This is a genomic window from Polaromonas sp. P1_G2 (assembly GCF_056405515.1).
The window spans coordinates 1-405 of sequence record NZ_JBFUBY010001426.1 but is presented as its reverse complement, the minus strand read 5'-3'; the positions used below and the strand labels follow the sequence as shown (position 1 = coordinate 405).

At 56.8% G+C, this 405-nt stretch carries 1 protein-coding gene; it reads left to right on the top strand.

Going from position 1 to position 405, the window contains the following annotated elements:
• Nucleotides 1–171: 171 nt before the first annotated feature.
• A partial coding sequence (locus tag AC1D0P_RS30900) for an ABC transporter substrate-binding protein (protein ID WP_477680217.1) occupies nucleotides 172–405 on the top strand: 234 nt, incomplete at its 3' end.

Below are 405 nucleotides of genomic sequence, written 5' to 3'. Positions count from 1 at the left end.
AGCCACGACGCTCCGAGGCTTTGTGCAATCATGAACAAAGGTTGCGATCCGCCGCACAATCGCTTGCATCGGTCACCGTTTTACCAGATCATGGTTTTGGCAGCCGTGTTGAGGGGCATGGCTGTCCGTGAGTGAACCACTCTGCGATCGCAAATCTCTGGGAGAGACATGATGCGAAATACCCTTATTGCGTCCCTGGCCTTGTTGCTTGCAAGCGGGACGGCAGCCCTCGCCGGCGGCATATCCGACGGCAAAGTCAAGATCGGCATTCTCAACGATCAATCCGGCGTCTATGCCGATTTCGGCGGCAAATCCTCGGTCGAAGCTGCCAAGATGGCAATCGAGGACTTTGGCGGCAAGGTGCTTGGTGCGCCGATCGAACTGGTCGATGCCGATCACCAGAAC